The organism is Ruegeria sp. THAF57 (assembly GCF_903914075.1).
Classification (GTDB): domain Bacteria; phylum Pseudomonadota; class Alphaproteobacteria; order Rhodobacterales; family Rhodobacteraceae; genus Ruegeria.
In genome coordinates, this window is sequence record NZ_CAIWNQ010000005.1 from 203,947 (window position 1) to 228,455 (window position 24,509).

Annotated in this window: 24 protein-coding genes; 17 read left to right on the forward strand and 7 right to left on the reverse strand. The window is 56.7% G+C overall.

Annotated features, from left to right (window positions below; genetic code table 11):
• Positions 1-30: 30 nt before the first annotated feature.
• Entirely contained in the window at positions 31-1,548 is a 1,518-nt protein-coding gene (locus RUESEDTHA_RS14440; protein ID WP_180887479.1) for a trimethylamine methyltransferase family protein, read from the reverse strand.
• Positions 1,549-1,731: 183 nt separating this feature from the next.
• On the opposite strand from RUESEDTHA_RS14440, the gene RUESEDTHA_RS14445 reads away from it, so the two are divergent.
• A complete protein-coding gene (locus tag RUESEDTHA_RS14445; RefSeq protein WP_180887480.1) occupies positions 1,732-4,167 on the forward strand; it encodes an FAD-dependent oxidoreductase in 2,436 nt (811 codons plus the stop codon).
• A gap of 90 nt (positions 4,168-4,257) precedes the next feature.
• Entirely contained in the window at positions 4,258-5,229 is a 972-nt protein-coding gene (locus RUESEDTHA_RS14450) for a LysR family transcriptional regulator (RefSeq protein ID WP_171123460.1), read from the forward strand.
• Here the strand turns inward: RUESEDTHA_RS14450 and RUESEDTHA_RS14455 are convergent.
• Positions 5,226-6,251, reverse strand: a complete 1,026-nt coding sequence (locus tag RUESEDTHA_RS14455; RefSeq protein ID WP_180887481.1) for a LacI family DNA-binding transcriptional regulator — start codon at positions 6,249-6,251, stop codon at positions 5,226-5,228. The two genes, RUESEDTHA_RS14450 and RUESEDTHA_RS14455, sit on opposite strands and share 4 nt — an antisense overlap.
• A gap of 138 nt (positions 6,252-6,389) precedes the next feature.
• Between RUESEDTHA_RS14455 and RUESEDTHA_RS14460 the strand changes: the two genes are divergently transcribed.
• The 12 genes from RUESEDTHA_RS14460 (at position 6,390) to RUESEDTHA_RS14515 (ending at position 15,816) form a co-directional block, all read left to right on the forward strand.
• Entirely contained in the window at positions 6,390-6,575 is a 186-nt protein-coding gene (locus RUESEDTHA_RS14460) for a hypothetical protein (protein ID WP_171126139.1), read from the forward strand.
• 24 nt (positions 6,576-6,599) lie between these two features.
• Positions 6,600-7,745, forward strand: coding sequence for a TRAP transporter substrate-binding protein (locus RUESEDTHA_RS14465; RefSeq protein WP_180887482.1), 1,146 nt, complete (start codon positions 6,600-6,602; stop codon positions 7,743-7,745).
• A gap of 86 nt (positions 7,746-7,831) precedes the next feature.
• The gene (locus RUESEDTHA_RS14470; protein WP_180887483.1) at positions 7,832-8,344 is read left to right on the forward strand and encodes a TRAP transporter small permease; all 513 of its coding nucleotides are present in this window, start codon (positions 7,832-7,834) and stop codon (positions 8,342-8,344) included.
• An 11-nt stretch (positions 8,345-8,355) separates the two neighbouring features.
• Positions 8,356-9,684: a TRAP transporter large permease gene (locus tag RUESEDTHA_RS14475; RefSeq protein ID WP_180887484.1), complete on the forward strand. Its 1,329-nt coding sequence runs from the start codon at positions 8,356-8,358 to the stop codon at positions 9,682-9,684.
• A gap of 12 nt (positions 9,685-9,696) precedes the next feature.
• Positions 9,697-11,004 carry a histidinol dehydrogenase gene (gene hisD, locus RUESEDTHA_RS14480; RefSeq protein WP_180887485.1) on the forward strand — a complete coding sequence of 436 codons (1,308 nt, stop codon included), beginning with the start codon at positions 9,697-9,699 and terminating at the stop codon, positions 11,002-11,004.
• The gene (locus RUESEDTHA_RS14485; RefSeq protein WP_180887486.1) at positions 10,997-11,758 is read left to right on the forward strand and encodes an SDR family NAD(P)-dependent oxidoreductase; all 762 of its coding nucleotides are present in this window, start codon (positions 10,997-10,999) and stop codon (positions 11,756-11,758) included. Before hisD ends, RUESEDTHA_RS14485 begins: the two co-directional genes overlap by 8 nt.
• Positions 11,755-12,735, forward strand: a complete 981-nt coding sequence (locus RUESEDTHA_RS14490; RefSeq protein WP_180887487.1) for an alcohol dehydrogenase catalytic domain-containing protein — start codon at positions 11,755-11,757, stop codon at positions 12,733-12,735. The genes RUESEDTHA_RS14485 and RUESEDTHA_RS14490 overlap by 4 nt, the downstream gene beginning before the upstream one ends.
• A gap of 9 nt (positions 12,736-12,744) precedes the next feature.
• Positions 12,745-13,155 (forward strand): universal stress protein, encoded by a 411-nt coding sequence (locus RUESEDTHA_RS14495; protein ID WP_180887488.1) that lies wholly within the window; start codon positions 12,745-12,747, stop codon positions 13,153-13,155.
• A gap of 47 nt (positions 13,156-13,202) precedes the next feature.
• Positions 13,203-13,709, forward strand: coding sequence for a sulfopyruvate decarboxylase subunit alpha (gene comD / locus RUESEDTHA_RS14500; RefSeq protein WP_170698774.1), 507 nt, complete (start codon positions 13,203-13,205; stop codon positions 13,707-13,709).
• The gene (gene comE, locus RUESEDTHA_RS14505) at positions 13,706-14,260 is read left to right on the forward strand and encodes a sulfopyruvate decarboxylase subunit beta (protein ID WP_180887489.1); all 555 of its coding nucleotides are present in this window, start codon (positions 13,706-13,708) and stop codon (positions 14,258-14,260) included. The genes comD and comE overlap by 4 nt, the downstream gene beginning before the upstream one ends.
• 319 nt (positions 14,261-14,579) lie before the next feature.
• The gene (locus tag RUESEDTHA_RS14510) at positions 14,580-15,137 is read left to right on the forward strand and encodes a TetR/AcrR family transcriptional regulator (protein WP_180887490.1); all 558 of its coding nucleotides are present in this window, start codon (positions 14,580-14,582) and stop codon (positions 15,135-15,137) included.
• Positions 15,138-15,234: 97 nt separating this feature from the next.
• Positions 15,235-15,816, forward strand: a complete 582-nt coding sequence (locus tag RUESEDTHA_RS14515; protein ID WP_180887491.1) for a hypothetical protein — start codon at positions 15,235-15,237, stop codon at positions 15,814-15,816.
• A 65-nt stretch (positions 15,817-15,881) separates the two neighbouring features.
• On the opposite strand, the gene RUESEDTHA_RS14520 is transcribed toward RUESEDTHA_RS14515, so the two are convergent.
• The 3 genes from RUESEDTHA_RS14520 to RUESEDTHA_RS14530 all read right to left on the reverse strand — a co-directional run bounded on the left by RUESEDTHA_RS14520 (position 15,882) and on the right by RUESEDTHA_RS14530 (position 18,111).
• Positions 15,882-16,634, reverse strand: coding sequence for an outer membrane protein (locus RUESEDTHA_RS14520; RefSeq protein WP_255431746.1), 753 nt, complete (start codon positions 16,632-16,634; stop codon positions 15,882-15,884).
• A 37-nt stretch (positions 16,635-16,671) separates the two neighbouring features.
• Entirely contained in the window at positions 16,672-17,913 is a 1,242-nt protein-coding gene (locus tag RUESEDTHA_RS14525) for a DUF3179 domain-containing (seleno)protein (protein ID WP_180887492.1), read from the reverse strand.
• 63 nt (positions 17,914-17,976) lie between these two features.
• Positions 17,977-18,111 carry a hypothetical protein gene (locus RUESEDTHA_RS14530; protein ID WP_255431747.1) on the reverse strand — a complete coding sequence of 45 codons (135 nt, stop codon included), beginning with the start codon at positions 18,109-18,111 and terminating at the stop codon, positions 17,977-17,979.
• Positions 18,112-18,969: 858 nt separating this feature from the next.
• On the opposite strand from RUESEDTHA_RS14530, the gene RUESEDTHA_RS20895 reads away from it, so the two are divergent.
• Positions 18,970-19,095, forward strand: a complete 126-nt coding sequence (locus tag RUESEDTHA_RS20895; protein WP_255431748.1) for a hypothetical protein — start codon at positions 18,970-18,972, stop codon at positions 19,093-19,095.
• Positions 19,096-19,197: 102 nt separating this feature from the next.
• Here the strand turns inward: RUESEDTHA_RS20895 and RUESEDTHA_RS14535 are convergent, their stop codons facing one another.
• The gene (locus RUESEDTHA_RS14535; RefSeq protein WP_219635860.1) at positions 19,198-20,964 is read right to left on the reverse strand and encodes a hypothetical protein; all 1,767 of its coding nucleotides are present in this window, start codon (positions 20,962-20,964) and stop codon (positions 19,198-19,200) included.
• 928 nt (positions 20,965-21,892) lie between these two features.
• Here RUESEDTHA_RS14535 and RUESEDTHA_RS14540 point away from each other — a divergent pair.
• Complete coding sequence (locus RUESEDTHA_RS14540; RefSeq protein ID WP_180887494.1) at positions 21,893-22,549, forward strand: histidine phosphatase family protein; 657 nt, start codon at positions 21,893-21,895, stop codon at positions 22,547-22,549.
• A 27-nt stretch (positions 22,550-22,576) separates the two neighbouring features.
• Here RUESEDTHA_RS14540 and RUESEDTHA_RS14545 read toward each other — a convergent pair whose 3' ends face one another.
• Positions 22,577-23,575, reverse strand: a complete 999-nt coding sequence (locus RUESEDTHA_RS14545; protein WP_180887495.1) for an NADPH:quinone oxidoreductase family protein — start codon at positions 23,573-23,575, stop codon at positions 22,577-22,579.
• A gap of 142 nt (positions 23,576-23,717) precedes the next feature.
• On the opposite strand from RUESEDTHA_RS14545, the gene RUESEDTHA_RS14550 reads away from it, so the two are divergent.
• A partial coding sequence (locus tag RUESEDTHA_RS14550; protein WP_180887496.1) for an acyl-CoA dehydrogenase family protein occupies positions 23,718-24,509 on the forward strand: 792 nt, incomplete at its 3' end.

A 24,509-nucleotide genomic window follows, 5' to 3' on the forward strand; every position in this document is an offset into this window, starting at 1 on the left:
CCCTAGCCGCCGGGTGTCAGTTGGGGAAGATCAATCAAGGATACGGAACCGGGCGCGGATTTCCGCATCTTGTTCAGGTGTCAAATACTGGGGGCGGTGCGTGGCCAAGATCTCCTTCGCGCGGGCGCGGGCGGTGGCCCATGCGTCAGTTGCGCCTTCATCCGCCCAAGTGCGCGGCTCGGTTCGGTCGGCGAGTTCGGGGTAGTAATAATCGCGCTCCATCGCGTCATAGGTATGAGTGCTGCCCAGAAAATGCCCGTCACCCAGAACTGATTGGCAGATTGCCTCGAACCCAAGGTTTTCCTCGGTCACTTCGATCCCGCGCAGGGCGCGGTAGGTGTGGGCGTGCATTTCGTTGTCCAGCACGAAGCCCTCGAAACTGGCCCCCAGCAGCGATGCGGTCATGCCCGAGCTTTCGTAGATCAGGTTCCCACCCGCCAGCGCCGCCGCCAACGAGGTGATGCCTTTCTCCGCCCCGTATTGCGCGTCAATCGCCTTGGCATCGGTCATCGAGGCCGCAACACCCGACGGCAGCCCCAGCCAGTTGCTGACCTGGGCCGAGGCCGCGTTCAGGATCGCCGTCTCGCCACTGCCGCCTGCAAAAGACCCGGTGCGCAGGTCCACGATGAAAGGCCAGTTGGAAAACACCATCGGAAAGCCCGGTTTGATCGTGTTGACCATCACAAGGCTGGCCAGCGTCTCGGCCAGCGATTGGGCCAGAAACCCGGCCAGCGTGGCCGGGGCCGTCGCACCGGCTTGTGCCGCAGTGATGCAGGACATGGGGATGTTATGGGCAATGCATTCATAGACCACATCCACCGCATCTTCGCCATAGCGCAAGGGCGAGATGACCGGGCTGATATGCGCCTTCAGGAACGGGCGCACGGCGAACGCGCCGGGGCCGCCAGCAACGATATCCAGCATCTCGACGATGGGCGCGACATGTTCGGCCAGCGTAAAGGACGTGGCAATTGGTTTGGTGGTGTTGCGGATAAGCGCATAAACGGTGTTGACGTCCAGATCGAAATTGTCGGGCACGTCGGTTGCCACGCAGCACCGGGTGAACCAACTGACATTGGCCAACGTGTCCTGCAACCGGGTGAAGTCATGCAAGTCGGTCAAGGTTGAGGGTCGATAAAGGCCCGTGTCGAGATCCAGCGTCTGGACCGCTGCGCCCCCAGTGCCAAAGAACACGCGGTCGCCGCCAACCTCGATTGATCGCGCAGGATCGCGACCGTGAAAAGTGAATTGTTTGGGCGCGGATTGAATGGCCTGTTCGACCATGGCGCGCGGGAATAGCAATCGGTCGTCAGGTCCGGGTTGCGCACCAGCAGCGCGCAGGTCGCGGGCCAGCCGATCCGGCACCTCTCCCATCCCGAGGGTTTCCAGCAGGCGCAGGGCGGTATCGTAAATCTGCGTGATCTCAAGGTCGGTCAGCGGCTTAAAGGCGCCACCGATCTGACCGGGCGGGCAGGGATCAATCACAGGGGCCGCCGCGCGCTGCGCGTGCCGGGCGCGTCTGCCGCTTCGTTTGCTGCCCGTGCTCATCCGGTTCCTTTCTTGCCCTGTTCCCTGAACCCTAAGCGCGGGTTCACGCCCTTGGCAAAGGCCAAGTGCAATTTGCAGAATCCGCAATCGCGGTTTCGATTTTTCAATACAAGCACTGGGCGGCTTGTCGCGGGCGCGCATAGTTCCGCAAGACTTGTGGGCAGCAAAGCAGGAGCCACGTTCATGAAATCACGCACCAAAGTCGTTGTCATCGGAGGCGGGATTGCGGGCTGTTCTACCCTTTATCATCTGACGCAGGAGGGGTGGAGCGATGTGGTTCTGGTCGAGCGGAACGAGCTGACCTCGGGCACCACGTGGCATTCGGCGGCGCAGGTGACGAACTTTGGGATGAACCAGACGATGGTCGGGCTGAAATCGCACTCGATCGGGCTGTATAAGGAACTGGCCGAAGACCCGGATTATCCGATCAATTATCACCATGGCGACGGCGGCATCCGGCTGGCCAATACAGAAGCGCAGATGCAGGGTTATCGCCATTTCGCATCCATGGCGCGCGGAATGGATGTGCAGTTTGAGGTGATAGATGCCGAGGAATGCGCGCGCCGTCACCCTCTGATCTCGACCGAGAACCTGATCGGCGGGCTGTGGGATCCGATGGATGGCGATATCGACCCTGCGCAGCTGTGTCAGGCGCTGGCCCGGCGGGCGCGCAAGGCAGGGGCCGAGGTCTATCGCAATACGCCGGTTGTCGGGCTGAAACAACATGCCGATGATACATGGACGGTGCAAACCGAACAGGGCGATATCGACTGCGATATCGTCGTCAACGCGGGTGGCTATCGCGTGAACGAGGTGGGCGCGATGATGGGGGTGCATCACCCCGTCGCCTCGATGGAGCATCAGTATTTCCTGACCGAAGAGATCCCGGCCATTCGCGACGCGGGCCACAGGATGCCTCTGCTGCGCTGCCCGATCAGCGACTATTATTGTCGGCAGGAAAAGAACGGGTTGTTGCTGGGGTTCTACGAACAGGATTGCAAGACATGGGGCATGGACGGGATCGACCCGAATTTCGTCAACGCGCTGTGTCCTGACGATCTGGACCGCGTAACGGGTGTGCTGGAGGGCGCTTTTGCCCGTATGCCCGCACTGATGGAGGCGGGGGTGCATACGGTGGTCAATGGCCCGATCACCTATACGATCGACGGCGCGCCTTTGGTCGGGCCGATCCCGGGCAAGCGCAATGCATTCTGCATCATCGGCCTGCGCGCCGGTTTGGGCGAGGGTGGCGGCCATGGCTGGCTGCTGGCGCAACAGATCGTGCACGGCGAGGCGTGTTACGACACGTGGTGCCTTGATCCCCGCCGGTTCACGGGGCATGCGAATGTCGAACTGACGGCGTTGAAGGCCATCGAGGACTACCAGAACGAATTCCGCTTTCACTTTCCGCATGAACACCGCCCCGCCGGGCGACCTGCCAAGACGACCCCTCTGACCCCGGTTTTGGCGGCTGAGGGGGCCGAATTCACCGTGGTCAACGGGTGGGAAAGGGTGGATTACATTAAGCCCGCGCCAGATTTCGCGCACACCCACAGTTTCGATTTTGACGAAACCTTCGATCTGGTGGCCGCCGAGGTCGCCAATGTTCAGACCAATGTGGGGCTGGCCGAGGTGAACGGTTTCAATCGGATCGAGATAACGGGTGCAGATCGTCACGCATTTCTGGATCGGATGTTCTGTGGGTCTGTGATAAAGCGCGACGGGCGTGTGGGGTTGGGTTACCTGCTGAACCACAACGGTATGATCAAGGCCGAAGCGACACTGGCCAATTTGCCCGCCAGCGACCGGGGCCCTGAACGCACTTGGTACGGCTCAGCTGCGGCCAGTGAGTTTCACGACATGGACTGGCTGACCAGCCATTTGCGGGCTGACGAAGACGTCCACCTGCGCAGCCTGACACACGATCAGACCATCCTGATCCTTGCCGGCCCCAGGGCGCGGGATGTCCTGTCCGCCTGCGCGCGCGGCGACTGGTCGGCACAGGCGTTCCCGTGGCTCAGCGTTCGCGAGTGTTTTGTCGGGATCGCCCCCGCCACCGTTATGGGTGTCAGTTTCTCGGGTGAACTGGCCTATGAAATCCACGTGCCCAACGCGTCGCTCTATGCTGCATACTTGGCTTTACGTCAGGCTGGTGAACCCTTGGGCATGAAGTTATTTGGCGCACGCGCCGTCGACTCGATGCGCATGGAGAAAAGCTTCCTGCATTGGAAATCCGACTTAATTACAGAGTTTGATCCTTTTGAAACCGGCTTGGATCGGTTCGTGAAACTCGACAAAGGTGACTTTATCGGGCGCACGGCATTGAAGGCGCGGCAGTCGGACGGACTTCGCAAAAAGTTGGTTGTCTTGCAGGTGCACACATCGCAAGGCCCCGCGCATCCCGGAGGGTCGCTCATGCGGGGGGATAGGGTTGTTGGCACCGTCACGTCCGGCGAATGGGGGCATCGAACCGGCCTTAATCTGGCGCATGGATTTGTTGAGTCGGACTTGGCCGAAATCGGCAGCGAAATGGTGTTGGATCGTTGTGGCGAGCATGTGGCGGTCACCGTTGTTCCGACCTCGCCCTACGACCCCAATCTTGAACGGGTTCGGTCTTAGGTTAGGGTCGTATAAACAACATCACCATTGCCGAACGGGCATTTCTCTGCTTGGCTTGTTTCGAGGTAATCGAAACAATGGACGGTTGCTGTGTCTAAATCCCTAAGCCTCCGCTGGCTGGAAGTGTTTCAATTGATCGCCAAGTCAGGGTCGATCCAACAGGTCGCGTCGGAAACCGGCTTGTCCATCAGTACTGTCTCAAACCACCTGCGCAGTCTTGAACGTGCGCTTGGCATCGAACTGGTAGACCATGGTCGCCGCCCTATGGGGCTGACCCCGGCCGGAGAAGTGTTTGCGCGTTATGTTCGCGATGGTCTGACGGTATTGAAACGGGGTGAGGCTGAAATCCGAACCGGAAACTGGCGTCACGCGACCGACCTGAGGCTGGCCCTGATCGACGATTTTGATAACCAGATCGCGCCTGATCTGTTCCGGTTTCTGGCCCAGGCGTTGCCGCGCTGTAACTTTCGACACTACACCCGCCCGAGCCATGAGATCATCGCCAAACTTCAAGAGCATAAGCTGGACGCAGGAGTCGCCACGCGGCCATCAGAACGCACAGAGGGGTTGATCGAATACCCGCTAATGCGCGACCCGTTTATCGTCATTTTGCCAAGTAGCATTGAAGTTCAGCCCGAAGAACTGTTTGAGCCGGATGCAAACCTTCCGCTGCTGAGATATTCGCGCGACTATATGATCGGTAAACAGATCGAAATTCAGTTGACTCGCAGCAAGTACAACCTGCCGAACCGGTTCGAACTGGAGTGCAATCAGTCGATCATTGGACTGGTTGCCGAGGGCGCGGGATGGGCGATTACCACTGCCGCGTGTTTCCACCGGGCGCAGCGATTTCACGACAGCGTCAAAGCCATGCCTTTTCCCGGCCGGAACTTTGTGCGGACTGTGTCGTTGTTCACCACCGAGGTCTATCCCGAAACGACATCGGCTTTGATCCAGAAGGCAATGGAAAAGCTGATACGCCAGCATTTTACCGAGCCTATGTGTAAAAAACATATCTGGCTCAAAAATGAATTCAGAACGATGGAGGCCGAGGCAGCTTAAATCCCGACCGGCGGCCCAAGCGACTGACCTTCGATGATACTGGTGTCGAGCTGTTCGCCCTGATCCGTGACCTGTTTTTCGACCATCTCGATCAGTTGCAGGGCGGCCTTGCGCCCCATCTCGCGATGTGGAACGTGCACGGTTGTCAGGGCCGGGCTAACAATTCGGGCCAATTCGATGTCGTCAAACCCAGTGATCGAGACATCCTTGGGGACGCGCAGCCCGATTTCCTGAGCCCGCCGCAGCGCGCCAACGGCTAAGACGTCGTTACCGCAAAGGATAGCTGTCGGGTGCGAAGCTTGGCCCATCAACTGGGAGAATGCTTGGGCCCCGCATTCAATTTCGTAAGGCGTTTCGATGATTGTCAAATCCGAAACGTCCAATCCGTTTTGCCGCGCGGCGTCTTTAACGCCTTCGATCCGCAGGCGCGCGCGATCATTGCCAGCGCTGACGCCGGAAATCATGCCAAGACGCGTGTGGCCCATGGCAATGACACGGTTTGCCAACGCGCACATTGCCGCGCGGTTGTCGAACCCGATCGAGGGGACCGGCGCATCGGGAGTAAAAGACCACGCGACCAGGGTGGGGATATTTCGACGGTTCAGAAACTCATAAATTTTTGGGTCGCGGTCATGGCCAATCAGCAAAAGCCCATCCGCGCCCCGCGCCGCCAGCGTCCTGATCTGTTCTTCCTCGATGTCTGGCTTGTAGGCCGAGCTTGAAACCAAAAGGGTATATCCGTGCTGGTGCAACTCTTCCTGAAAGGCTTGCAGCCCGCGCGCGAATATTGCGTTCTCCATTGTCGGGATTATCGCACCAATGGTGAATGTACGTTTGGCGGCCATCACCTGTGCAGCAAAATTCGGTGTATAGCCCAAGGCATCAACAGCCGATTGAACGCGTTCCCGCGTCGCTTTGACGACACGGTCTGGGCTGTTGAGGCAGCGCGAGACAGTCGCCGTCGAAACGCCCGCCATCTTGGCCACATCGTCCAGCGTTGGTGCCGCCCCCAATTTCGACATTATCAAACCCGCAATTCACTTTTGCCAATAAGTCTAATCTCAACCGGCCTCCAAGGAAAGTAGATATGTAAGCGCTTGCATTTTTGATGTAAGCGCTTACAAATGACTTTGGGCCGAATCCGAAGGGAGTCCGGAAAAGTGTTTCTGACCGCATCCATCATCGTGTTTGTCATCTACTTCGCGAACGTGGCTTTGGGTGCTTTTGCAGGCAGTGCCTTTCTTGGGGACGTGGGTGAGATGTTGGTCCTGTTCGCGGCGTCGATCCTGTTCGTTGTCGCAATTCTGAAAAAGGAGGCTGACCGCGACGCAGAAAGCGACGGCTGACTTTTTTGCTTGGGAGGGCAATCTATGAACAACGACAAAACTGAACTGGCGTCGGCCGAGCGCCGCAATTTCCTGAAGCTCAGCGCCACGGGGGCGTTCACGGCGGCGCTGGTTGCCGGGGCGGGGGGCGTACTGTGGTCATCCGAGGCCGCAGCGCAAACCGCCAAGGAGGAAAGCGAGCGCGAAAAGGCAGCGGATCACGTGATGACCATCGCCACAGCCTATGTGCTGGGTGCATCACGCAGTTATCCGATCATGCAGCTGGACCTGAAGGAAAACATCCAGAACGCCACCAATGGCAAGGTCTATGTCAAGCTGGCCCCCGGTGGACAGTTGGGTGCAGGCGGATCTTTGGTGCAAAAGGTTCAGGGCGGCACCATTCAGGCTGCGCAACACTCGCTGTCGAATTTCGCGCCGTTTGCGTCTACCGTTGATCTGATCAACATGCCGTATCTGTGCGGATCGAACCAGAAATTCACCAATCTTGTGAATTCGGACACGTGGAAAAACGAAGTCCATCCCAAGGTCGAAGCTGCCGGGTTCAAGGCGTTGTTCTACGTCGTGATCGACCCCCGCGTTGTTGCCGTGCGGCAGGGCGGGAATGCCATTATCACTCCGGGTGACATGAGCGGTATCAAGTTTCGCGTACCGGGTTCCAAGATGTTGCAGCAATATTATCGCATGGTCGGCGCAAACCCGACGCCTGTCGCTTGGGGTGAGACCCCCTCGGCCATCAAGCAGGGCGTCGCGGATGCGCTTGATCCATCTGTGGGCGCGCTGTTCGTCTTTGGTTTCAAAGACATCCTCAGCCACGTGACCTTTACGCAGGCCGTGCCGGACAGTCAGGTCTATTCCTGCAATCTGGAGTGGTTCAATTCGATGCCGGCCGACGTGCAGGAAGGCATCATTTGGGCGTCCGAAATGACGAGCCACCAGAACCTTGCCAAAGTGCCCTCGGCCCGCGCCTATGCAATGGCTGAACTGAACAAGGCTGGTGTCGAGTTCCACTCGCTCAGTTCTGATCAACTGGCCGAGTGGGAAAGCGTCGGTGGATATCAGAACGCCGATTGGGATCCGTTCAAGACGGAACTGGCCGGGTCGATGGATGCGTTCGAGAAATTGGTCGAGGCCGCAGGGACCCAAGGCAAATATTTCGTCCACGACGCCTAATCGACCGTCACAACCTCATGTAGTCAGGCCGGTAAACGCCCGGACCATAAGGCGCGCGCCTGACTGCCTGCACGCCGAGGGAACAGATGACCTTACTTCAAAACATAGACCGCAACGCCGAACGCTGGCTGCTGTTGGTATTCTACGTGATGCTGGTCATCACCATGGCCATCGAGGTCCTGCGGCGCGAAATTTTCGCATATTCGTCGATCTGGGGTGAAGAGATCGTTCGCTATTCCTTTATCTACCTCGCGTGGATTGGCGCTGCGGCGGCGGTCAAGGAACGCGCCCATATCCGTATCGACGTGATCATGCATTATCTCGGGCCGCGTCCCAAGGCGCTGCTGTATATCTTTGGCGATCTGGTGATGTTCGGCGTGGCCGTCATCGCGCTTTATTGGTCGTACGAGGCGGTGCATGTCTCGGCCAAGTTCGGCTCGGTGACGGATGGGCTGCGCGTGTCAAAGGTCTGGTTCTTGATGGCCGTGCCTACCGGTTTTGCGCTGATGATCTGGCGGCTGATCCAGTCGCTGCTGCGCGATCTGAAATGCCTGAGGGACGGCAAGCCCGTCTTCGAAGGCGATAAGCTGTTTGACTGAGGGGACACGCGATGCTTTGGGGTTCCCTAAATCAAACCGTTGAACTGGGCTGGGATTTTTATCTGCCTGTGATCCTGTTCGTTGGCCTGATTGCACTGGCCGTACCCGTCTGGGCGGCCATCGGTACGGCGGCCATCGTGATGCTGATCATGTCGGGCGATCTGCCGCTCAGCCTTGTGGGAGAAAGCCTGTTCACTGGCATCGACGCCTTTGCCCTGACCGCTGTGCCATTGTTCATCCTGACGGGCGACGTGCTGGTCCGAACGGGGCTGTCGCGCAAATTCCTGGATGTTGCTGAGGCGCTGACCTGCTTTGCCAAGGGCGGGTTTGGCTCGGCTACCGTTCTGGTCTGCGGCATGTTCGCCGCCATCTCGGGCTCGGACGCGGCGGGTGCTGCTGCGGTGGGCCGAATGACGATCAACCGACTGGTCGAAAGCGGCTACCCCCGCCCCTATGCCTGTGCGTTGGTCGCGGCAGGGGCCTGTACCGGCATCCTGATCCCACCTTCGATTGCCTATATTATTATCGGCCTTGTGCTGGGGATTTCCGCTTCGACCCTGTTCCTGGCGGCGTTGATCCCCGGTCTGGCCATTCTGGTATCGATCCTTGTGACCAACATCATCATGAATCGCATCTATGCCTATGAGGGCGGCGGCATGATGACAATGGGCGAGTGGTTGGCCAATCTTGGCTCGGCGCTGAAATCCGGCTGGTACGCGTTCATCGTGCCGGGGATCATCTTCTACGGCATCTTCTCGGGCCGCCTGACCCCGACCGAGGCGGGCGCGACCGCTGTGGTTGTCACCATCATCATGGGCTTCATCCTGCGCACTCTGACTCTGGCCGATTTTCCGTCGATGCTGGTCAGTTCGGCCAAGGTAAACGGGGTGATCCTACCGATCATCGCCTTCTCGGCCCCTCTGGCCGAGGCACTGGCAATCATGGGTGTGCCGCAGGGCTTTGTGACAGCCGTCACTTCTCTGACCGATGATCCATATCTGCTGATCTTGCTGATGATCGGCATCCTGATCGCGGCAGGATGTGTCATGGAAACGACGCCGAATATCGTGATCCTCGCCCCGATTCTGAAGCCCCTGGCAGATAACATCGGCATGAATGAGATCCAATTCTGCATCATGATGATCACCGCGTTGGGCGTGGGGTTCATTACGCCCCCGTTAGGGCTGAACCTGTTCGTGGTCTCGGGGATTACCGGCGAGTCGATCCTCAAGATCGCAGCCCGCGCCGTTCCTTTTGTTTTGACAATGCTGATCGTGGTTATTCTGATCGCCTATGTTCCGGCTGTGTCGACCACGCTGCTTCCTGAAATCTACCAATAGGGTTTTCTAACCATGCCGCGCGAGTATTTGAAAAAAGCGACGCTAACCCCGCAGTCCCATGCAACCGAGGTGCATGACACGGTAAAGACAATCCTTGCCGATATCGAAACGGGTGGCGACGCCAAAGCCATGGAATACGCGGCGAAGTTCGACAAGTTTGAGGGCAACGTGCTGATGACACAGGCCGAGATTGACGCGGCCATCGCACGCGTGCCCGAAAAGCTGAAGGCCGATATCCGGTTTGCCCATGACAACGTGCGCCGCTTTGCCGAAACGCAAAAAGCAACCGTTTCAGATGTTGAGATGGAGATCGTGCCCGGTTTCGTCGCAGGGCAAAAGGCGATCCCGGTGGATGCGGCGGGTTGTTATGTGCCCGGCGGACGGTATAGCCACATCGCCAGCGCGATAATGACGGTGACGACGGCAAAGGTGGCCGGGTGCCGCCATATCACCGCGTGTTCGCCGCCACGCCCCGGGGAAGGCGTCGCACCAGCCATTGTTTATGCTGCGCATATTTGCGGGGCCGATAGCATTCTGGCCATGGGCGGGGTGCAGGGCGTGGCCGCGATGACTTATGGCCTGTTCGGTCTGCCGCGTGCGAATATCCTTGTGGGTCCCGGCAATCAGTTTGTGGCCGAGGCCAAGCGCATTCTTTATGGAAAAGTCGGCATCGACATGATCGCAGGCCCGACCGATAGCCTGATCCTTGCGGACAATTCCGCCGACGCGCATGTGGTGGCGACCGATTTGGTCAGTCAGGCCGAACATGGCTACAACTCACCCGTCTGGCTGGTGACGGATGATCGGCCTTTGGCGCAAAAGGTGATGGAACTGGTTCCTACCCTGATCGCGGACCTTCCCGAATTGAATCGCGAAAATGCCTCAGCCGCGTGGCGGGACTATGCCGAAGTGATCCTGTGCGCTAACCGTGAGGAAATGGCCGCCTGTTCCGACGCCTACGCGCCCGAACATCTGACCGTACAGGCCGAAGATCTGGATTGGTGGCTGGATCGGCTGACCTGCTATGGCTCTTTGTTTCTGGGCGAAGAAACCACTGTGTCCTATGGCGACAAGGCAACGGGCACGAACCACGTGCTGCCGACATCGGGCGCGGCAAGCTATACTGGTGGCTTGAGCGTTCACAAATACATGAAGATCGTCACATGGCAGCGCGCAACACGGGAAGGGTCCAAACCGATAGCCGTTGCCACAGCCCGCATTTCCCGACTGGAAGGGATGGAAGGCCATGCGCGTGCCGCAGACGTGCGTCTGGCCAAGTATTTCCCCGACGAACAATTTGACCTGACCGCAGATGGATGACCCGCGCGCGCTTTTTGACCTGAGAGGCAGAGTTGCCTGCGTGACCGGTGCAAGCTCGGGCTTAGGGCGACAGGTGGCCAAGGTTCTGGCGGCTGCGGGGGCGCAGGTTGTGGGCGTTGCGCGCCGACCCGAGGCTTTGGTCGGGCTGATCGAAGAGATCGGCGAAAATGCCGATGCGGTCGTCGCCGACATTTCAGACAGATCTCGTGTGGATGGACTGACGCAGGAGGTCTCGGCCAAGTTTGGTGCGCCGGATATCCTCGTCCACGCGGCCGGGCTGAACACCCGAGAGACAGCGGATGACGTGACCCCCGAAGGATGGGATCAGACATTGGCTGTGAACCTCAGCGCACCGTTTTTTCTGAGCCAATCAATGGTTCCTGAGATGAAGAAAAAAGGGTGGGGCCGCATCGTGAATTTCGCCTCGCTACAGACGACGCGTGCCTTTCCGGGTGGTGTTGCCTATGGCGCCACGAAGGCAGGGATCGGCCAATTGACCCGTGCAATGGCCGAGGCATGGTCGCCCTTCGGAATCACGGCCAATGCCATAGGGCCAGGGTTCTTCCCAACCGAATTGACGCGCGCCGTCTTTGATGATCCGGCGCGCGCGGAACGCAATGCAGCCCAGACCTGTATTCGCCGCAATGGCGAAATGGCGGACATAAACGGCCCGATCTTGTTTTTGTGCTCGCGCGCGTCGGACTATGTCACCGGGCAGGTGCTGATGGTTGATGGGGGGTTCACCGCAAAATGAAGGCTTTGATCTATGAAGGTGTTGAAAGCGTGGTTTATCGGGATGTCCCGGATGCCAAGCCCAATCACGGCGAACACCTTATTCGGATTCAAGCAGTCGGAATCTGCGGGTCGGACATGCACGCCTATCTGGGCCATGATGCGCGTCGACCGGCGCCGTTGATCCTTGGGCATGAGGCGGCTGGCGTTATCGTGGGCGGCCCTCGTGACGGTGCGCGGGTTACCATTAACCCGCTGGTTTCCTGTGGACGTTGTGGTGCCTGTTCTGCCGGGCGCGAAAACCTGTGCCCGGACCGCCAGATCATCTCAATGCCGCCGCGTGAGGGTGCTTTCGCAGAGTTTGTTGCCATGCCAGAACGAAATCTGATCGATGTGCCGCAGCATGTCAGCCTATCACAGGCCGCTTTGGCGGAACCGCTGGCCGTGGGGTGGCATGCGGCGCGCCTTGGGCTTGAGGCGTCGCATTCATCCATGGAGCGCCGCGCGTTGGTATTGGGCGGGGGGGCCATCGGGGTTGCCGCAGCGCTGGCCCTGTCCGCGATGGGGGTCGAAAACGTTCAGATTGTTGAGCCAAACACATTGCGACGCGCATATCTGCAAAATGCGATTCCTTTTAAGCTTGTCGCTGAAACCGCCGATACGTTCCCGCTGATCATTGACGCCGTCGGGTTTGCCGCGACCCGCGCGACGGCCTCCGCTCTGGCACAGCCGGGCGGGGTGATCGCCCATGCGGGTTTAGGTGAGGATAGTGGCGGGCTGGATGCGCGCCGTATGACCTTGCAGGAAATCACGTTTTTCGGCACCTATACATATACGGCTGAGGATTTCCGAGAAACCGCACAGGCCATTTTTGATGGCCGTCTGGGTGCGCTTGACTGGGTCGAGGCACGCGCGTTGTCTGACGGCGCGCGCGCATTCCAGGATCTGCGGAGGGGTGCGGTTTCCGCGCCCAAGATCATCCTCGCGCCATGGGAGTAGGAGGCTTTTATGTACAAGAAAATTCTCGTGCCAATGGCGCTGGATCATGGGTTGTCACAGCACACATTGCAGGTTGCACGTGCCTTGTCTGCCGAAGGCACCGAGATCATAGCCCTGCATGTCTATGAAATGCCGCAAGGGTCGGTCAGCGCATATCTGGATAAGGACGTGGTTGCCGAAGGGTTTCGTGCTGCGCGCAACCTTCTGCGCGAAAAAGTGTCGGATATTGACGGGATCAAGTGCGATATCATCAAAGGCCACACGGCGCGAACCATTATCGACTATGCCAGTGACAACGACGTTGAATGCATCGTCATAGGGTCGCACAAGCCTGGCCTCAGCGACTATTTTCTTGGTTCGACCGCCTCGCGCGTCGTCCGTCATGCGGCCTGTGCCGTGCATGTGCACCGCAGGCCGTAACTCGTCAATCGCGCTTTTGCGCCCCAATCAGGACTGACAAACAGGACATGAACATAGACAAAAAGATCACGGATGATCTGATGGCCAACGATATCTCGTTCGTCACCACCGTCCCGTGCAAACAACTGGCGGGTGTCATTGCCGAGATTGATGAGCGTGATGGCATCTACCATATCCCCTCCAACAAAGAGGATGAGGGGATGGGCCTGTGTGCAGGTGCATGGATGGGCGGAAAGCGCCCGGCCATCATTATGCAGAACACGGCAATTGGTGTAACGATCAACACACTTGCGACGTTGATTCAGTACTACCGGATGCCGCTGCCCATGCTGATCTCGTATCGCGGAGAACTGCGTGAACCCATCGCTTGTCAGGTTGAAATGGCGGTGCACACCAAGGCCCTGCTTGCCCAGTTGAACATCCCGACCTACCACTTTCACCATCAAGCGGATGTCGAGGAATTGGACGCAATCCTGAAATACACGTTCATGTGCAACAAACCGGTCGCCATTCTGACCGATGCCAACTTTTGGGGAGGCTACGGCGACCAATGATCCGTTCAGAAATCCTTAAAGAAATTGCTCCGATCCTGCGGGATCAACTGGTGGTCTGCAACATTGGTATCCCCAGTCAGGAGCTTCACGCAATCGACGATCAGCCGACCAATTTCTACATGCTGGGCACGATGGGTCTGGCCTCTTCCATTGGTTTGGGCTTGGCGCTTGCCCAACCTAAGCCGGTTATCGTCATCGACGGCGATGGGTCTGTTTTGACCAATCTTGGCACTTTGCCCACTATCGCCAATAACGTGGCAGACAATTACATCCTGCTGATTGTCGACAACGGGTCATATGGGTCGACGGGCGATCAACCCACCTATGCCGGGCAGAAAACGTCACTTGCCAAAATGGCCGAGGCGGCTGGCTGTGACCGGGTGGTCGAATGTCAGGCCGAGGATACGGGCCGCGTGCTGCAGGAGGCGCTGGACGCCAAGAAAATGACGATCATCGTCAGTAAGTGCGAAAGCGGTAACGCGAAAATGCCACCGATTACGATGGACCCTGTCGTGATCCGAGACCGGTTCATGAAAGCCGTGCAATCCTGATACCGTCAAATTAGCCGAGCCGTCGCTTGCGCTCCGCAGGCGACGGTTTCTTTGGCCAGTTTTGTCAATCGCAACGCAACTGCGACGCCAAGTGCCGTTGGCAAGTTGGACTGGTTGTGTAAACCAATTGCCCAAAAAGGCGCGACGTTCGGCCCTGCCTCAGGTTTGAAGTCTAATTTGATTCAAACGGGAAGTAGCGGCTGATGAATTCGTGCAGGCAAAACGTGACGCGACAGGAAGAGGCAGCCTGAATATGAGCGGACTTGCACCTGCCTAAGGGTAGGTATCCGTCATGCACCGGGTTGATGAGAGGTAAGACATGGTAACGGCGCCAACGATTTCGGGTGTTGATCCCCGTGATGTGATGAACACGTTTGCGCAATACGGGTTCCGTAAGACATCCATGGAAGACATCGCGAAGGCGGTCAGGCTGTCCCGTCAGTCGATCTACAAGAAGTTCGGCTCGAAGGAGTCTTGCTATACGTGGGCGCTCAGAACTTATACCGAAACCCTGTACCGGAATGTATTTGAGCTTTTGGAGAAAGGTGACGGCGCTCCGCTTCAAGTTCTGGAAGAAGTCTTGCTTCATGTCGTGAGCGACTCGTTGGAAATATCCAAAACGGACCATGGTGCAAAGCTGCTGGAAGACGCGTTGGAGATTGCGGCGACTCAACCGGAAAACTGGCCAGGGGCCTATGTTGCAAAACTGGGTGAATTTCTGTTGCGGCAAGGTCTGGCGTCCACTTCGGAACGCGCGCAAGACCTTTCTTATCTGGTCATAACCGCTGCGCGCGGCGCGTTGGTCATTTCCCAGTCGAAGGAAGACTTTGTATTGGAGATTCGCCGCTTGCTGCTGGTGATATTTGCCGAGGAATAAACCGGCTGGCCGTTGATTTATTGAACATTTCCGATGTTACCAAAGCCTGATCCTTTTTTGACGACACCTTCCGTTGGTTTCCACGCCGAAGGAAAATTTGAAACGCCGTACTAAGGTGACCATGCAGTCTTGGTCCTTCGGTGGCAAAGTCTCATTTCCGCCCAGATTTCGTCAGATCAACCACAAATTCCGGCTTCAGAAAGGTCTGGTCAGTTGGCTCAGGGGCTTTGCCGTGAAACGGATTGTCGAACATCTAAACCGGGAAAAGCGCAGACTTTATTCCATTGCCTTCCTCGCGTTCTCGGCGGGTTGCGTTCTGTACTCGCATGTCGATGCCACACGGTTGGGATTACCGCTGCCGGTTCTGGCGGGGTTTATCTACATGGGCTTGATCGTCTGCGCGTCTGCGATCACGTCTTATTTCCTGCCTAAGCTGACACGCGTAACGGACGCGGTGGCCGTGACCCGCCTTGGGTTTGCATTGTGGATAGCCAGCACCCAAAACTATGAACTTGCGGCCTCTCCCATGATAGGCGCAACAATCGTTGTCGGCGGGGCAGCGATCCTGCTGCAGGTTCGTTCGTGGGTTCAGGTGGCCCATCAGAATGTGCTTGAAACGATGTCACCTGCTTTCGCATTTGACGCCTCGCCGCAGCGTATCAAAGTACCTGTGACCTGATACCCCCAACAGTGGGAATTGCGGCGATCCCAGACGCATTTCCCGTTTGTGTGCAAAGCAACCGGCTAGAACCGATAGGTTGCCCCAAATAGCGGGCCGGATTGATCAAACTTGAAGTCGCCGCCGTTTATTTCGTGATCGAACGAGATATATCGGTACCCCCCTCTCAGCAACCACCGGTCGTTGATTGCATAGTCTGCCGTCAGCAGAACTTGCCAGGTTTCGCTGTCGCTTGCGAAACCGCCATAGTCAAAAAAACCGGTTCCGGACCACCGTTCATTGAACCTCATGCGCGCTCGGACGCCGATGACAGGGTCGGTCCAGCTTTCGTCGACATTTACCATTCGTCCCGGCGCCGCTCCCGGTAATACGGTAAAATCTGTTTGGGTGCGGAACCACCGGAACCCTCCGGCCAGATCAACGGTCGAAGTGTCTGTGGTCAAAACCCTGTAACCCAGATAGCCGCTCAGGAACTGCGTGGTCAGCGATGTTTCGACGCCTGAACTGGCCTGACCGGGCGTGTCGTTGCTAAACGAAAGGTCGGTATAGTTGTAGTCGGCCAGAATGGACCAACGCCCGTTGGTCGCCGCAAATGTACCCATGAACGCTAGATCGAGGTTTTCCAGCGCGTCTGAGAAGGCCAGAGTTCCCTCGACCGTACCATTGGGCGTTTCTTGGGACACATCTGTTTCGGGTGTAAACAGGTAAATCGTGGCCTGATAAGACCAATCAGACTGTTGCGCATAAACTGAAGTGGGCAGCGCCGCGACGAATGCCAGTTGCAGTGCGGTATCTCTAAGTCTTTTCGTAATAGCCATTGATCCCTCCCAAGATCGTTAAGCGTTAAATTGTATGTCAGGCGACCGCTTCGCTTTTGGTCTCTCCTTGTGCAACGCGATTGATGTCGGTTTCCGGAAAGAACTCGGACCAGACATGCCAGAACACGCCCGCGCGCAGCGTTTCGACACGTTTCAACCGGCCCTGATCCGACATCCCCCAAAAGTCACAGCGCGTCACAGGCTTGCCGCTGTCATTGTACCATACGCCAAGGCTTTCGTATTTGGGGTCCAGACTAACCACCATATCTCGCCCGCCGACATTGGCGTTGACGATCCAGTTGTTGTCGACAACGAAATCGTCCGTCCAGCAGGCGGCGTCATTGCCAATGGTGATACCCCAAACATAGGCTTTGTTGGGCAAGCGATCGTCGGACCTGTCCATGTTGTCCATGACAGGGGCTTCCTCTTGATGCTGACGCGCGATGCCCCAGCCAAACGTGATCTCGGTGATCATGTCCAGCAAGCGCAATGCCAGATTTGGCGAGGGTGGGTTCAGAAAGACTTCGCCGTTGGGAAAGGCTTTCTGGAAACCGCGAAACGTCATCCGGTAGGTCGGCCAAGGCGTCATTTGCGCTTCGGGCCGCAGGGGGCAGGCAAGGCCGTCGGTCTCTGGGTCCCGGTCGGCTTCGCGGAACCCATAGATGTGCTGGATCGGCTCTCCGGTTTCATTGTCGCGCAGGATCAGGTTGTTGCCGTGCTGTGCCAGAACTTCCAGATCAAGACGCTTGCCCTCGATCCGGGGGGCGTAGCCTTGTCCAAGATTTGCCATCGCGCAATAGGTCATCACGATGTCTTCTCCGCCCAAACCGTTCGTATCGCCAGCCAGATGAGGCCTCATGATCTGCGCATCAGGATGCGCGCGGGCGTGTCCGTTGTTTTCAATCACGATAACGGGCGCTGACGGGCCGACGTATTTACGGGCTTCTGAAATCGGGAAAAAGGCGGCATCGTTCAGTTGGTTTCTAAGTCCCAAGTGAACCCAGACATAGGGAAATCCGTAAAGCAAAATCACAAGCGGAGCTGAAATAATCCACAGCCACAACGGCCCGCTGCCAAAAATGAAATGCACCAGCGTTGCGACCACGAAACTTCCCAAGCCAACGGCGATCAGGGTGTATTCATGCCGAATAAAACGCACCATGTTTTCGCGCTTTACCTTCAGCAACATCTGCGAAACGTCCCCAAGATCGCGAAAGTACAGAAATCCGATGCCAAGCGAGATGACCAAGCCAAAAGCGAAAATTAGATTTGCAGCCATTTGTGTTCCTTGATGTCTATAATGCTTGGGCCTTTGGCCGGGTTGCGGCAAAGGGGGTTCTGGTTACAGCATGGACGAGCCTTGTTTGGCGAGAAATGCTTCGACCGCTCGCTGGGTTTCCAGTCGGATGTTCTTGATCCCTTCATAGAGAACACCAATCGCGGACTGAGTGTCCGGGAATTTCTCTTTGCGGGCCATGTGCCGGGCCAGTATCCGAACGAACTCGGTCCCGCCCCACGCGCCTCGTCCACGGCAGCATCATCCTGGGCCCATTGCTGAGCGTATTGCGCCTGGAGGACATAGAACTCTGCATCGTGCTGGATCGGCGCATCTTGTGCGAAGGTCTGCGAACAAATAGGGTTCGCCGACAATGCGACCAAGCAATGCAGTTTCATAGAAATTCTCCCAATAGTATATGCTAAAGTCCTGTTTTGTTGCTAAAGTGCTGATCACATAGAAACATTACTATGTAATTCTGACAAGCCTTGCGCCCTGCGAGGCGCCAAAATTGCCGTTTCTATGACTTTGGACCCTAGTGAAACGACGACCTGATTAAGCCCACAGCAGATTCTCAAACTTTTGGCTCAAATTGGTGGCTCGGCGGGAAGTTTCGCCCGCTAAAGTCTCTAATAAGTAAACAATGTGCCGATGTGCTTTGTTACTGTGCTGAGTATTGATCGAAAAACCTCTCAAATCGCAAAAAAATCGTCGATAATTTTCCAAGCGAGGCTGTGAGTGGTAATTTGTATGACACGTTGAGTAACGAGTTAAATTGTGTACGACTAAATTTATGGGAGCCGTTTCCACAAGTTAGGGAGATGGCTCCCTAAATTTTTGAATAAGCAGATTTTTGGGTGACAATTCTGGTGAAGGCCGTGGCCGTGTTCCCATCTTTACAGGCTTTGCACTGATAAAACCCCTTCAAATGTGATCTCGCCCCATTCTGTGCAACGCCGTTTCGTACGCCAATACGGCACATGGCTAGGTCTTGTGTGCCCTTGTTCACAGAACATGTTCCGGGCCTGAGTTAACCCTAGGTAAGATCAGGAGGCCGTCATGTTCCACCCGACCAAAAACGAACCCTTTGTTGACCCCTCGAATTCAAGCGGAATCGTGTATCCCATCCTTCGAATTCTGCGTCTGTGTTCCAAGATGCAGCGTCAGGTGAACCAATACCACTGAACCAATAAGACGCTGAGTGTGCTGAAGGCACGACACACCTGCGCAACTTAACTCTGGGGACAGCCTCGGCGTGGCACTTGTCAAGCCGGGTTTGTTCTGCCCTTACTTTAGTTTCAATCGCGTGACTTTGCCCATTTCAACGTCCAGGACCTCGTCGGTTTTGGCAAGCTTGGGGTTATGAGCCAGTACTTCGTCGATTGATTGGTCATCAACCCAAATCGTGTAGTCACTTGCCGCGTTTTCGATGCCGTTGGTTCTTCGGTAGCCGACAAACCCATAGTCAACGGGAATTTGGAACGAAAATAGTACGGGATACCCGATCGTAAGGCTCGGCGCAGTGATTGAGTTTGCTAAAACTTCGTTGGAAATGCGAAACGATTCTCTGCGTTCCTGCGCGGACATAATATCCCGCACTAGGTTAATGCTTCCTATGGTCAGAGCCGCCGTCAGAACACAAAGGCAAAGTGTATGGTTGTTGCGCCCTAAGATCAAAGAGAATGCCACGATGAACAGCATCCACTTACCAGCATAGAAACCGGCCCCTTCCCATTCACCTGGACCCGTCAGCGCCCAAGCGAGCCACCAGCAGAAACCCAAAACAAGTCCCAGAAAAATGAACAACGCAGGTTTGTCGGCGCTACGGCCAAGGTCTACAAATATCTTGGCCGCCAGAGCCGCAAGAACTGGGAAAAGAGGCAGAAAATAGCGCATGTTGCTTCCAAAGCCACCGTCCCAAGACCGGATCCAAAATGTAAGGGACCAAAGCAAGACTACGACCCAGATAAGGTTCCACACTTGCCCGTTGTTCTTTCGCCAACTCGCGAAGGGCATGGCCGCTAAAACAGCGATCCAAGGCATGCTTTGACCCAAGGCCATTTTTGACCATCCTTGAACGCGCAGCAATCCGTTGTCATCGACCGTCATATCATGCCGCAACCGACCCGCGCTGCTGTCCACGAAAAGCGCATATCCACCTTTGAATATTGAAACAAACAGGTTCACTACAGCGGGTTGCAGCAGCATCGCCAGAAATACGGCGACGGCGAAAATCAACAGTGGTGAACGGGCTGTGAAGAAGCGCCGGTAAACGACGATTGCGAACAGAAACACCAAGAGGCTTGCATAAGCGCTGTGGCCTTCTACGCGCGTTCCGCCTTCGGTCGATCCATAAGATAAAGGGTTAAGTGTTCCAAACTTAAACTCGTTGATGCCCGAAGCAATTAGCAACCCGGGTAGCATCCCAATGGCGCCGGCAAGAACAGATTTCAAAGGTGCTTTTGAGTACATCACCGCCAAGAAAAGCAGGGCCGGAAGAACAAGGACTGCGTCCGCCCGAACCAGAACGCCAAGTCCAATGGCTCCGCCGCCAGCCGCTGCCCAGTAGAGCGCAAGTCTCTGGTCCTTGTCTTCACTTTGAAGCGCAACCAAAGCGCAATACATTGCACAAGTATTAACCAAAACACCCATTGCATGAGACTCGAGGCTGAAGACGTACTCCGGCCAGAATGTACAGACCGTCATAATAACCACTGAGGTAGATGCAACCAGCTCATCATTGAACATCCGCATGGCTAAGGCTTGAACTAGAAACAGTGTCAGGACGCCCAGAACTACATTGACGCCTATGATGCCCTTGTTTTCACTAATGAAATACCCAATTCCATTAAGGGCGGTAATTCCGGCAGGGTAAGGTGAGGTCAACCCGTTTGGACCATCAACGAGAAGTGCTGTTCGCAAAGTTTGAAGCGAAAGTTCTGAAAAGCCGTTGTCGAGAATTAAGGATCCGCGATCGACTAGGGACTCAGCGGCGATCAGGTAGATAAATTCGTCAATTACAAACAGCCCCGGGGATGAAGCCCAAAAGCCCAATAGCATCACCAAGGACAAAACGATCGGGGTTCGGTAGTTCTTAATTGATGTGGGATACAAGGTGTCAGGCCTCTGAAGGGTAACATGTAACTGATGTTAAAGGGCATGATTGCTGTCAACTGCGGAATTTGTAAGGCTGCAATGGTGCAATAGGTGGGACATAGTAATGGCTGCATGATCTGCGGAAAAACGTGACTTTCGCTGATCACTGCCCAAGGCCTATATGAAGGGCGTTTTTGGGTCTGCCAAGCGCGTGCTTTGTCGCCCGGGGTTAATAGCAGGCTTGGTGTTTTTGTTTGATTGGCCAGTTAGCCACCATCACCGTTCCGGGCATTTCAGCAATAGCGACCCGTAGATTAATATCTCCGGATTTGTCGGCAAAGCACCCTACTGTAGCCTAATTATCACAGCGTTAATATCGGGTTAAATCAGAGGGAAATAGGTTGTCCGAAGTACTTAGTAACGAGTTGAACATGGTTAAATAAGTCTCAAAGGAACAGTTCCTAACGGCGCGGAAGTCCACGACGGCGGACTCGAGTGTGCGTGGGAGTGACTCCTCAAGGTTCATTAGGGATGCGATGGAGTTGATGGCTCCTATTTCCGTATGCGCGTTGCTGTTGGCCTACTTCCTGCACAACGCATCCGCCGAAAGCTACGCTTCGCTTCTGATGTAAGCGGAGCAGGCTCACCCCAACAAAGGGTGAGAGGCTCCGAATGGACCGAGCCGTTCAAAAGACATTTTAACATCATGCGCGCGCCCTTGTTTTTGCCGGTCAGCGCAGCTCCCAGCCCTTCAACACTATCAACTACCGCTTAGCGATAGGCGACCTTTTGGGTTCGCGACCTATTTATCGTCAATTGGCATCAGGACGTTGCGCTTGGCGCGGAGGTGGTGTTGTGTCGTGTGGATTGCTGAAAAGGACGCGCCATGACCAAAGAGTTTCGTCAGCACGTTTATGTTCCGCCTGCAGGTGCAGCGGATATTTTGCTGGTCCGGCACGGTGAGTCCGAGCCAGCGATACCGGGCAAGCCCTTTCCGCTGAAAGACGGGCATGGCGACCCGGCTTTGCATCAGAATGGCGAAAGGCAGGCCGAGGCCGTTGCGGCACGGCTGAAGTCGGTTCCCTTTTCTGCCGTCTACGTCACCACATTGCGACGTACCCGCCAAACAGCGGCACCGCTGCTGGAGCATCTGGCCTTGGAGCCAATCGAAGAGCGCGATCTGCGTGAAGTTTTTCTGGGCAACTGGGATGGCGGAGAGTACCGCATCCGCGCGGCCGAGCGGCATCCGGCTTTTCAACGCGCCGAGGCCAATCATGAATGGGGTGAGATTCCGGGGGCGGAAACCACGGCTCAGTTCACGGGGCGTGTTCGCGCCGGGTTGTTGCGGATCGCAACGGCGCATCCCGATCAGCGCGTGGCCGCGTTTGTCCATGGCGGGGTGATCGCCGCCGCCATGTCGATTGCCACAGGCGTGCCTGCCATGACTTTTCTAGGCGCGGCCAATGGCTCTTTCACCCGGTTGGTGATCCATGGCGATAAGATGGTGGTGCGCGGCTATAATGACATGGCGCATCTGGAATAGCGCCCGCAGGAAAGGCCGCGCTGTGCTTTAGTCCATTGTCAGAACAATTTTCCCCATCGCTTTTCTATCATCCATCAGCTTGAGGGCCTCAGCAGCCTGTTCCAAGGGAAAGCTGGCTGAGATCTGAGGTTTGATCTTGCCTTCCGTATACAGGGTGAACAAGTCCTTCATATTCGCGGCATGTGCCGTAGGATCGCGCATCACTGACGCACCCCAGAACACACCAACAATCTGGCAGCTTTTCAGCAGCGCAAGATTGGCCGGTATCTTTGGAATGCCTGCAGGGAAGCCAACAACCAGAAACCGCCCGTCCCAGGCCATGGCACGGATGACCGGCTCGGCATATCCGCCGCCGACTGCGTCATAGGCCACGTTGACCCCATTCGGTCCGACCAGCGCCTTGACCTGCGCCGACAGTTCTTTTTGTGCGTCGCGGCTGTCCATTTCACGTGCATAGATGAGCGTTTCATCGGCGCCAATCCGGCGGCAGAAATCGGCTTTTTCCTCGGACGAGACAGCCGCAATCACGCGCGCACCCATGGCCTTGCCCAGCTCGATCGCCGCGGCCCCTACGCCACCGGCAGCGCCAAGGATCAACAGGGTATCCCCATTGGCAAGATAGCCGCGGTCCTTCAGCGCGTGATAGGACGTGCCGTAGGTGAAAACAAAGCAGGCTGCATCTTCATAGGGCATGGCATCGGGGATTTTTAACGCGCGCCACGCGTCAATCGCGACATGGGTGGCAAAGCCGCCATATGAGGTCAGCGCAAGGATCCGATCGCCTACAGCCAGATCGCTTACGCCTTCACCCAAGGCAACAACCTCGCCCGCGATTTCGCCGCCAGGGGCAAAGGGGCGGGGTGGTTTGATCTGATAAAGATCCCGAATCATCAAAGTGTCAGGGAAATTCAGCCCTGCCGCGTGGACGCGTATCACAACCTGCCCCTTGCCTGGCGTCGGGTCCGGCAGTTCAGTCAGTTCCAGTGTTTCGGGGCCGCCCGTGGCGGTGCTTAGCATGGCTTTCATGGGGTCCTCCTCGCGACGCCTGAGCGCTCTTGGCAAGCATCATCGGGCGTAGAGAGGGGTTGTCAACACGAAACTGAAATGCAATTCTGCACAGCGGAACGGCGTCGCAGAGCTTAGGTTCTGTGAGGCGTGGGAGGACGCGATGCACAATATTACCGAGCCGAATCTTTTCCGGGCCGCTTTGCGTGCGTGGCTTGAGGAAAACTGCCCGGCCGAGATGCGCGATCGTAGTTCAAGCGAAGCTACAATCTGTTGGGGCGGCAAGCGCTGGCTGTTTGAATCGCAGGCGCAGAAAGACTGGTTAGAGCGGTGTGCGACACAGGGGCTGACAGTTCCCACGTGGCCGCGCGCCTATGGCGGTGCCGGGCTGGATCGGGCGCGGGAAAAGGTGTTCCACGAAGAAATGCGCCGTATCGGGGCGCGCTCTCCGCTTGAAAGCTTTGGCATCTGGATGCTGGGGCCTGCGCTGCTGCAATTTGGAACCGAAGAACAGAAACTGCACTATCTGCCGCCAATCGCACGCGGCGAAATACGCTGGTGTCAGGGATATTCGGAGCCCGGTGCGGGGTCTGATCTGGCGTCCTTGCAGACCAAGTGCGAGGACAAGGGGGGTCACTGGCTGGTCAATGGCCAGAAGGTCTGGACATCATATGCGGATAAGGCCGATTGGATTTTTGTTCTAGTGCGTACCGACCGCGACGCCCCCAAGCACAAGGGGATTTCCTTCATTCTGGTCGATATGGAAACGCCGGGCATTTCGACCAGCCCCATTCGCCTGATCTCGGGTGAGTCGCCGTTTTGCGAGACATTCTTTGATGATGTCAAAGTGCCCAAGGAACAGGTGGTGCACGAGGTCAACAAAGGGTGGGACGTGGCGAAATACCTGCTGACCCATGAACGCGAGATGATCTCGGGCGGGGCCGGGGGGCTGATG

Excerpts from the sequence above, each read along its gene's own strand:
- RUESEDTHA_RS14440 (WP_180887479.1), bottom strand. The coding sequence starts at position 1,548 with ATGAGCACGGGCAGCAAACGAAGCGGCAGACGCGCCCGGCACGCGCAG.
- RUESEDTHA_RS14445 (WP_180887480.1), top strand. The coding sequence starts at position 1,732 with ATGAAATCACGCACCAAAGTCGTTGTCATCGGAGGCGGGATTGCGGGC.
- RUESEDTHA_RS14455 (WP_180887481.1), bottom strand. The coding sequence starts at position 6,251 with ATGTCGAAATTGGGGGCGGCACCAACGCTGGACGATGTGGCCAAGATG.
- RUESEDTHA_RS14465 (WP_180887482.1), top strand. The coding sequence starts at position 6,600 with ATGAACAACGACAAAACTGAACTGGCGTCGGCCGAGCGCCGCAATTTC.
- RUESEDTHA_RS14470 (WP_180887483.1), top strand. The coding sequence starts at position 7,832 with ATGACCTTACTTCAAAACATAGACCGCAACGCCGAACGCTGGCTGCTG.
- RUESEDTHA_RS14475 (WP_180887484.1), top strand. The coding sequence starts at position 8,356 with ATGCTTTGGGGTTCCCTAAATCAAACCGTTGAACTGGGCTGGGATTTT.
- hisD (WP_180887485.1), top strand. The coding sequence starts at position 9,697 with ATGCCGCGCGAGTATTTGAAAAAAGCGACGCTAACCCCGCAGTCCCAT.
- RUESEDTHA_RS14485 (WP_180887486.1), top strand. The coding sequence starts at position 10,997 with ATGGATGACCCGCGCGCGCTTTTTGACCTGAGAGGCAGAGTTGCCTGC.
- RUESEDTHA_RS14490 (WP_180887487.1), top strand. The coding sequence starts at position 11,755 with ATGAAGGCTTTGATCTATGAAGGTGTTGAAAGCGTGGTTTATCGGGAT.
- RUESEDTHA_RS14495 (WP_180887488.1), top strand. The coding sequence starts at position 12,745 with ATGTACAAGAAAATTCTCGTGCCAATGGCGCTGGATCATGGGTTGTCA.
- comD (WP_170698774.1), top strand. The coding sequence starts at position 13,203 with ATGAACATAGACAAAAAGATCACGGATGATCTGATGGCCAACGATATC.
- comE (WP_180887489.1), top strand. The coding sequence starts at position 13,706 with ATGATCCGTTCAGAAATCCTTAAAGAAATTGCTCCGATCCTGCGGGAT.
- RUESEDTHA_RS14510 (WP_180887490.1), top strand. The coding sequence starts at position 14,580 with ATGGTAACGGCGCCAACGATTTCGGGTGTTGATCCCCGTGATGTGATG.
- RUESEDTHA_RS14520 (WP_255431746.1), bottom strand. The coding sequence starts at position 16,634 with ATGGCTATTACGAAAAGACTTAGAGATACCGCACTGCAACTGGCATTC.
- RUESEDTHA_RS14525 (WP_180887492.1), bottom strand. The coding sequence starts at position 17,913 with ATGGCTGCAAATCTAATTTTCGCTTTTGGCTTGGTCATCTCGCTTGGC.
- RUESEDTHA_RS14530 (WP_255431747.1), bottom strand. The coding sequence starts at position 18,111 with ATGGCCCGCAAAGAGAAATTCCCGGACACTCAGTCCGCGATTGGTGTT.
- RUESEDTHA_RS20895 (WP_255431748.1), top strand. The coding sequence starts at position 18,970 with ATGTTCCACCCGACCAAAAACGAACCCTTTGTTGACCCCTCGAATTCA.
- RUESEDTHA_RS14540 (WP_180887494.1), top strand. The coding sequence starts at position 21,893 with ATGACCAAAGAGTTTCGTCAGCACGTTTATGTTCCGCCTGCAGGTGCA.
- RUESEDTHA_RS14545 (WP_180887495.1), bottom strand. The coding sequence starts at position 23,575 with ATGAAAGCCATGCTAAGCACCGCCACGGGCGGCCCCGAAACACTGGAA.